Origin of the sequence: Colwellia sp. TT2012, assembly GCF_001440345.1 — a bacterium.
Taxonomy (GTDB): Bacteria; Pseudomonadota; Gammaproteobacteria; order Enterobacterales; family Alteromonadaceae; genus Colwellia.
In genome coordinates this window covers 1-744 of the sequence record NZ_LJYX01000176.1, presented here as the reverse complement: position 1 = coordinate 744, position 744 = coordinate 1, and the positions used below count along the sequence as shown (strand labels likewise).

2 protein-coding genes are annotated in these 744 nt (G+C 57.7%); both read left to right on the top strand.

The genetic code is table 11. From position 1 onward, the window contains the following. The coding region (locus tag ASU03_RS19430; RefSeq protein WP_157466014.1) for an EamA family transporter at positions 1 to 239 on the top strand (239 nt) is incomplete at its 5' end. Positions 240 to 270: 31 nt separating this feature from the next. Further along, the gene (locus tag ASU03_RS20460; protein ID WP_082627380.1) at positions 271 to 657 is read left to right on the top strand and encodes an MAPEG family protein; all 387 of its coding nucleotides are present in this window, start codon (positions 271 to 273) and stop codon (positions 655 to 657) included. Positions 658 to 744 lie beyond the last annotated feature (87 nt).

Here is a 744-nt window from a genome sequence, read left to right as displayed (position 1 = left end):
TGTTCTGGCGAACCCAGTGGCGATTGAGGCTGAACGTGGGGTTGTGCGTGTTGTTGAGCTACGCTCTGGTGCTTTGGGCCATGCAGTTGGGCTCGATTGCCGAGGCCGCCGCGCTGCGGGAAGTCAGCGTGATCCTGGTGGTGTTGTTCGGCATGCGTTACCTGAAAGAACCTTTCGGCCGCTCCCGGCTCTTAGCCTGTGGGTTGGTGTTGATTGGCATGCTTGTGATGAAACTCTAACCAGCGGATAAAACTAAAAAAGGAATGAGTGATGACTGTCGCTTTCTGGTGTGTGTTGATCGCAATTTTTCTGCCGTACCTGTGTACCGGCGTGGCCAAATTCATTGGCGGCAAATTCGGGCCCCGGCAGAACCATGACCCCCGGGCCTTCCTGGAAACCCTGGAAGGCTTTGCCAAGCGTGCCCATAGCGCGCAGCTCAACAGCTTTGAAGTGACCCCGGCGTTGGCCGCCGCAGTGATCATTGCCCACATGGCAGGCAATGCGGAACTGGTGACTATCAACGTACTGGCGGTGCTGTTTATCACCAGCCGCCTGCTTTTCATCATCTGCTACCGGGCGGACTGGGCGATCTTGCGCTCGCTGGTGTGGTTCGTGGGCATGGCGTTGATTGCGAGCTTCTTCTTCGTCTCGATGTAAGGTCCACCGCAGATCCAGTGTGGGAGCGGGCTTGCTCGCTCCCATATTCGCTCCTCAGCTTCCTGTCGGGGCGTCTGGCACTTTGGG